This is a genomic window from Streptomyces sp. CBMA291, assembly GCF_014596525.1.
Taxonomy (GTDB): Bacteria; Actinomycetota; Actinomycetes; order Streptomycetales; family Streptomycetaceae; genus Streptomyces.
In genome coordinates, this window is sequence record NZ_MSJP01000053.1 from 231,149 (window position 1) to 238,625 (window position 7,477).

General features: G+C 75.3%; 3 protein-coding genes. All 3 read right to left on the minus strand.

Annotated features, from left to right (window positions below; genetic code table 11):
- Positions 1 to 676 precede the first annotated feature (676 nt).
- On the minus strand, positions 677 to 3,202 hold the full coding sequence (locus BU197_RS14815; RefSeq protein WP_188268739.1) for a hypothetical protein: 2,526 nt from the start codon (positions 3,200 to 3,202) through the stop codon (positions 677 to 679).
- Entirely contained in the window at positions 3,199 to 7,245 is a 4,047-nt protein-coding gene (locus BU197_RS14820) for a tubulin-like doman-containing protein (protein WP_223182966.1), read from the minus strand. Before BU197_RS14820 ends, BU197_RS14815 begins: the two co-directional genes overlap by 4 nt.
- A gap of 22 nt (positions 7,246 to 7,267) precedes the next feature.
- The coding region (locus BU197_RS14825) for a hypothetical protein (protein WP_188268740.1) at positions 7,268 to 7,477 on the minus strand (210 nt) is incomplete at its 5' end.

The window sequence follows — 7,477 nt, forward strand, 5'->3', positions numbered from 1 at the left end:
TACCGCACGGCGAACCGGGCGGTGTCCTCCCCGGGGGTGAGGAATTCCAGTTCCTGGTAGTACGGGTGGGGCGGCAGGCTCGGCGTACGGAGATGGTCCGGATGCCCCGGCCCGAGGGAGCGCGTCGATTCCGCGGGGTGATGAGGATCGGCGGGGCGGCTGGGGCCGCCAGAGCGGTTGGGATCCCCGGGACGGCTGGGATCACCGGGGCGATCGGGACTGCCTGGCTCGTAGGGGGCGGAGGGGTGGTCGGAGCCCCCGGCCCCCTCACGCCCGCCGAGCCTCTCAGGACTGCCGAGCCTCTCGGAACGACCGGGCCGCTCGGGCGGATACCCGGCGTCGACGGGAAACTCGATGTCGGAGAACCCTTCGTCGGAGAAGCCCTCGTCGGAGAAGCCAAGGGTGCCCGGCGGACCGGCGTCGACCGGCCTGCCCGGACGTCCCGGGTCAGGCCGGTCCGGGTCATACCGATCCGGGTCAGGCCGGTCAGCGTCCGGTGAAGGCGTCTGCCCCCTACGGCGCTTCGGTCCCGTCGGCCGGTACGGATCCGGCAGCCGGCCCGGGGCCCTCAGCCGGTGCGGGTCCACCGGGCCCTGCGGACCCACCGGACCACTCGGGTCCGTCGGCCCGCTCGGGCGGTCCGGTTGGATCGGATGGTTCGGATGGCTCGCGTCGGTCACTGTTCTCCCGCTTCCTCGGCGCGGACGGTGTGCACGACGTCCGCGCGCAGGGGGACGAGGCGGAGGATTCCGGCGTGGCGTCCCGCGCCGGTCCATACGACGTCCTCGGCGGTGCCCCGCCAGACGTCGTCGCCCGCGGCACCGCGCCGCATGGCCTCCGGCACGAACCGGACCTCGCGGGCGGCGAGCGGGTCGTGCGAGAGCAGCCGCAGGTGCTCGGGCCCGCACAGGGTGATCGTGCGCCCGGGGTCGTCGGCGAGCAGCAGCCGGGCCACCGCGTCGGGGGCGACCCCGGTGAGCCGGGCGGCGTCCGGCCGGTCGGCGCGGTCGGCGAAGGCGGCGAGCCCGCCGGGATCGCGCGGACCGTCCTGCCGGGACGGCGGCGAGGCGGCCACGTCACGCTCCAGACGCAGCCGGGTCTCGTCCAGGAGTTCCGCGATCCGCCGCTCGTGGACCGGAGAGGCCGGCGCGCCGGGATCGCGTTCGACCCCCGCCCAGCACCGGTCGAGGATCACGAGGGTCCCGGCGACCAGATCGCCGACGAGGGTGTCGACGAGCAGGGGGCCGCCGTCCCCGTACCGCCGCTCCAGCCAGGCGGGCGCGGGCAGGGACGACGGCCCGTAGGGGTCGTCCTCGGGGTCCGGCGCCGGGGCGCCGGAGGGCGTATCCGGGTACCCGTACGGGTCCCAGGCGGCTCCCGGGCCACCGCCGGGGGGCGCGGGAGGCTCGTCCATGTCGGACCAGACGTCCTCCTCGTCGGAGCCGTCCCAGTCCTCCCAACTCCACGATGTCGTACGGGCGTCGGCGCCCGCGCCGGTGGAGGTGTCGGGCCCGTGTCCGTGCGGGGCGGGCGCGGTCCGCTCGTACGCCCGTCCGTGGGTGTCGGCGGTCTCCGCGAGGTCGCGGAGCAGCCGGGAGACCGCGCCCGCGCCCGCCGAGCAGTGGTGGCGCACCTCGGCGAAGAGCCAGTCGTGCACGGCGGTGGTGACGACCAGGTTCCGGACTTCCCGCAGGATGTGCCAGGCCTCCTCGGGGTCGGCCCGTGCCCACCAGTCGTCCACGGCGCGGCTCCAGTCGCGCAGCGCGAGAAGGACGACGGCCGCCAGGGAGGCAGCGAGCGCGAGGGCACCCGCCCACGGCGGCAGACCGAGAAGGAGGCCGAGACCCGCCCCGAGGAGCCCGCCGGCGAACCCTCCGGCGAGCCGGGGCGCCGCGCCCGTCGCCCCGCCGCCGTCGATCCGGCCGTCGGGCGACCGGTTGGGTCTGCGGTGCAGCATCAGCCGGGCGAGTCCGGCGGCGAGCACGCCGACGGCCGGGCCGAGGATCCAGCCGAGGACCGGCCACACCCCGGCGACGAGGGCGAGCAGGCCGGTCACCGCGAAGGCCGCGGGGCGCGGTCCGCCCGCCGTGAAGGCGTACTGTCCGGCGATCCGTCGCAGCCGTTCGGGGCCGCAGAGCGCGTCGAGCCGGGCGAGCCGGGCGGCGCTGCCGACGGGCGCGGTGCGCGCGGAGAGGGCGGAGAGCCGGGCGGCCACCGAACGCAGTGGCAGGCCCTTTCCGATGAGGTCGTGGGTGTGGTCCCGCAGGGCGGGGACGATCCCGGCGCGGGTGATCTCCCTTGGCAGTTCGGGCAGTTCGACGCCCCGGTCCCGCAGGAGGCTCCGGTGCTCGGCGGTGAGGCGGCTGCCTCCGGCGGCGGCGAACACATCGGCGACCACCGCCCGGACCCGGCCCAGCTCCCGCGCCACCCGCTCGATGTCCCCGGGCAGGTCGGTGTCCGCGCCCGCCCGGGTGAGGAGTCCGGCGGCGCCGCGCATCCGCTGCCAGCCGTCGGCGGCCTCCGCCACGGCCTCCTCGCAGACGGCGATCGCGGCCCCCGCCCTGCCGCCGGACGGCAGCCAGGAGTGGCCCGCCAGGGAGCGGGGCACGCCTTCGTCGAGGAGCAGGGCCAGGGTGCCCGGCACCTGCTCGGCGGAGGCGTTGCCCGCCGGTACTTCCTGGCCGACGAGCCCTTCGACCGCCTGCCGCCAGGCCCGTGCCCGTGCCTCGTCGGTGAGGTCGTGCTCCAGGACGAGGGCGGCGGGCACGGCGACCCCGTGCACGACCTCGCCGAGCGCCCGCAGGACCGCGTCGAAGACCTCGGGTGTGGACAGGACCTCGACGAGCGGACGCAGCACAGCCTCGCGGGGGACGTCCTCCTCCACGGAGTCGAAGAGCCAGAGGACGCCTCCGACGGGCGGGCGCAGGGTGACGGTGCGGCGCACGGCCCGTTCGCCGCGCTCGCCGACGGCCAGGCAGACGACGCGCGCGGGCCCGTAGAAGGAGAGGCGTTCGTAGAGCCGCTGGTGGGCGACGAGCCGGTCCGCCGCGTCGACGACGAGGAAGCGGCGCTCGTCGCCGCGCTGCGGGGTGTCGAGCGCCGCCCGGACGAGGTCGTCGGGGTCGTACGCCTCCGCCGTCCGCAGGTCGAGACAGACGGCGTGGCCCGGCAGGGGCCGCTCGGGAAGGACGCGCGGGCTCATTCGCCTCCCCCTTCCGGGTCACGGCGGTGGCGACGACGCCCCTGGGGGCCGTCGTCGGCGTAGCCGTCGCCGTAGCCGTAGTCGGGGTCACGGCCGGACGCGGGACCGGGCTCGGTCCCGTAGTCCGACCTGCGGCCCGGCCCGCGCTCGGGCCCATAGTCCGGTCTGCGGCCCGGCCCGCGCTCGGGCCCGTGCTCCGGCCCGTGGTCGGGCCCGTAGTCCGACCTGCGCTCGGGCCCGTGGTCGGGGCTGCGGTCGGGGCTGCGGCCCGGCCCGTGCTCCGGCCCATAGTCCGACCTGCGGCCCAGCCCATGCTCGGGCCCTCGCTCGGGGCCACGCTCGGGCCCGTGGTCGGGCCCGTAGTCGGGGTCGGAGTCGGGGTCGGGGTCGGAGTCCGGCTCGGGTTCCAGCTCCCAGTCGCCCTCGTAGGCGGACGCGCGCCGGGCGGGACGGCCGTCGTGCCCCGGGGCGCGGGTTCCCCGGTCGCCGTAGGCGGTACGGGGGTCGGGCGCGGGGCGGTCACCCTCGTCGGGCGCCTGCGGGGGCTCGCTCCCGGACGAGCGGCGGTCGTCGTCCCCGTAGGGGCTCTCCCTGTACGGTCCCTCCCCGTACGGGCCGCTCCCGTAGGGGCCGCTCCCGTAGGGGCCTCGCCCGTACGGGTTCTCCCGGTAGGGATCCTTCTCGTAAGGGCCGTTCCCGTACGGGGCTTCCCGGTGGGGGCCGTTCCCGTAGGGGCCCCGGCCGTCGTTCCTGCCGCCGGAGGACCGGGCGCCGTTCCCGTACGGGGGCCGCTCTCCGTCCCGGTACGAGGGCCGCTCGCCACCGCCGTGCCCAGGGCGCTCGCCCTCCCCGTAAGGGGGCCGCTCTCCCTCTCCGTACGGGGGCCGGGCCGGGTGGGTTTCCCTCGTGCCGTTCGGGCGCTGGGCGTAGCGGTCGTACAGGGCGCGCAGGGTCGACTTGGTGGCGCGGGCCGCCCGGGGGAAGCGCATGTCCAGGGCGCCGGGGAAGGTGACCTCCCAGAAGTGGCGGAGCGGGGCGAGCCATTCGCTGTCCGAGGCGCCGTACTCGGCGACGAGTTCGTCGATGAGGACGAGCTGGCGCGGGGCGACCTGCTCCACGAAGCGGGCGAAGAGCGGGGACGGCGGCACCGGCACCTGCGCGAGCCCCTTCGGCAGGGTCTGCATCAGGCGTTCGCAGAACTGCTCGATGATCTGCCCCTCGTCGAGCAGCGCCCAGCGTTCGTACGCGCGAAGCAGCCCGGCCCAGCTGGAGAGGGAGCCGTCGAAGTCCTCAAGGCGCAGCGACATGGTGGCGGAGCCGCCGTCCTGGAGCCGGATGCGGACGAGGTGGGGCGAGCCCGCCGGGCCCTCGGTGTCGATGTGCCCGTTCCACATCGCGCAGAGCAGCCGGTGCAGGATGCGCTGCCGGTCCTGCTCGGTGGAGACCAGCCAGTCGTCCTGGTAGCCGAGCCGCTGGCGCCAGTGCAGGAAGTCCTCCTCGCCGCCCGCGTCCCGGGCTTCGGACCAGAGGCTGAGAACACCCCGGACCTCGGAGATGTCGGTGAGGTTCATCCCGCTGCGGAAGAAGACGACGGTGATGGAGTCGGTGTCGCCCGCACGGCTCTCCGGGGTGACCCGGGCGGGCAGGTTGAGTTCCTGTTCGAGGAAGTCGCGTGCCCGGCCGTCGGCCTCGCTCGCCGGGTGCACGATGAGGATCTTCAGGGGTCCGCTGCCGTCGGGGACGAAGCCCACCGGGATGAGCCCGGCGAGCCGGGCCCGGAACTGGTCGAGCCAGCGCGGGTCGACCTTCGCCTCGGCGCTCTCGTCGCCCGAGGCGGCGCGCAGCAGCAGCTCCATGGAGGGCAGCAAGGGCCGGGTGAAGACGTCGTCGTTGGCCTCGCCGAAGAGACGCTTGACCCGGCGCTCGACGACCTGCTTGATCTCCTTCACGGCCGCCCCGCCGGAGCGCCGGACGGTGTCCAGGGCCCGTCGCCAGTCGTCGGGGCCGACGAGCCGGCTCAGGATGGCGGCGGGGTCGGCGGTCTCGGGCAGGCTGAGGCTCTCCGCGAGCCGGTCGACGACGTCGTCGTAGAAGGCGCGCAGGGTGTTCTGCGGCGGCAGGAGGTAGGCGATGCCCGCCCGGTCGTCGCGGTAGAGGTCGCGGCGGCTCTCGGCGAAGGACTTCGCCTCCTCGTGCTCGTGGGCGCGCAGCGCCTTGGCGAGTTCGGCGACCTCGACGGTGGCCCGGTGCAGGGAGGGCCGCCACTGCGCCTCGCCCGCCTGCCAGCCCCGGTGCCAGAGGGTGCGGGCCCGCCACTGGTACCAGGCTTCCTGGGCGGCGAGCGCGTCCTGCACGTCGGGGTCGCTCCACCGGACCGGCACGACACCGCCGACACCGCCCCGGACGAGGGGGATGGCGGGCGCGGAGGTCTGCACGTTCGGCGGCCGTTCGGGCTCGTTGCGCCGGTTGTCGAGCATGCCGGTGAAGCCCTCCCTGGCCACCCGGTCGGGGTGTCCTGGCAGTCCGGCGAGGACGACTTCGACCTGGAAGGGGTCCATCCGGCCGAGGAGTTCACGGACGCCCGTGCCGGGCCGGAAGTCCTCGGTGAGGCGCGGTATCTCGCGGGCGAGGCCGCCGTCGAGCCTGCGCAGGGCCTCCTCCATGTCGCCGAGCCGGTTCCGCAGTTCCTGGGTGATCCGGTTCCGGCCCCGGGGAAGCTGCTCGGGCGCGGGCACGTCGAAGGCCTCGCGGCTCCAGAGGCGGCCGATGCCGGAGCGGTTGAACAGTTCCCGTACGTGGTCCTGGCCCTCCCGGTCGGGCCGGGCGGCGCGTTCGGCCATCCCGCGTACGGCCTGGGCGAGGAGGCGGGCGGCGACGATCTCGGCGAGGTCGTCGACGGGCACGGTGAGGGAGGCGGCGAGGCTCGTGGACATGCCCCGGTAGCCGATGCCGGTACGGGCCGGGGTCGAGCGTTCGACGCTCTTGTTGATGAAGCTGGCGGCGAAGGACTGGTAGTCCTCGTCGGCGCGGGTGGCGGAGCCGCTGTCGTCGCCGATGTCGGTGCCGATCAGCGACATCACCATGGCGGCGATGGACCGGCGCAGGTCCTCGCTGCCGATGACGGCGGGTTTGGAGAACAGGAAGGCGGTCTGCATGGTGGCGGGGCGCAGCGCGACGACGCCGTCGCCGGGGTAGGTGACGCTGAGCCTGCCCCGGTCCTCGACGTCGCCGACCTGGTCGAGGGCGTCGGGCACGTTCTGGTCGTCGACGAGCCGGGAGAGGTCGACGAGGGCGCGGGCCGAGTTGAGTTCGGCCTCGCGTCCGCCGCCCGCCTCGGGCGGGAAGGCGGAGGGCATGACGACGAGCGGGTAGATCTTCACGCCGGGGACGCGGGCGTTGCGGAACTCGTGGCCGATGAGGTGGATGAAGTCGTAGAAGATTCCGGCGCCGGTGCCTCCGGCGACGGAGAAGGCCACGAAGACGTCGCAGCCCCTGATCCGGCCGCCGCCGACCCGGCGCAGATCGCCCGCCGACTGGCCGATGGCGCCGATGGCCTCGCGGAGCTGGCGCAGGACGGGTTCGAGACCGGAGCGCAGGGTCGCGAAGAGCGCGGCGCGGCCGACGGTCGGCAGCTGGCCCGCGCCGCTGTTGAGGGGGGCGACACGGGGCTGGCGGGCCTGCGGCGGCAGCCAGAGGCGGGTCTCCTCGGGGAGGGAGACCCGCAGCATGCGGGTCACGGCGGGCGAGGAGTCGAGATCGGTGGGCAGCAGGTCGCGGACCATGCGGGAGGTGCGGGCGAAGGCGGCGCCCTCGGCGCCCTTGGCGCGGAACTGCGGCTGGTTGAGCAGTTCGCTCTCGCTGAAGTCGGCGTAGACGAACTGGAGGCAGTCGGGCAGCTGGAAGGGCAGCCGTCGGCCCGCGTCGACCAGGTCGGTGCCGTCGGGTCCGCAGAGTTCCCGGCGCAGGCTGCGCTCCAGTTCGCTGCCGATACGTCCACCGGTGCCGCCGAGTCCGACGAAGAGCATGGGCTGGTAGATCTTCATGTGGTTCTCCTCGCTGACCCGTTCAGAAGTTGCCGTCGTAGGGGCTGCCCGCGTCGGGGAAGGCGTCGGGGCCCGCGTCCGCCGCCGCACCGGACCGCCCGGCATCACCACCGGCCCGCCCGCCACCGGACCGGCCGCCGTCGGACCAGCCGCCGTCGCTGCCGGACCAGCCGCCGCCGCCGGACCACCCGTCCCCGGGCTGCGCGTCGCGGCCTTCGGCGCGCCCGGAAAC

Excerpts from the sequence above, each read along its gene's own strand:
- BU197_RS14815 (WP_188268739.1), bottom strand. The coding sequence starts at position 3,202 with ATGAGCCCGCGCGTCCTTCCCGAGCGGCCCCTGCCGGGCCACGCCGTC.
- BU197_RS14820 (WP_223182966.1), bottom strand. The coding sequence starts at position 7,245 with ATGAAGATCTACCAGCCCATGCTCTTCGTCGGACTCGGCGGCACCGGT.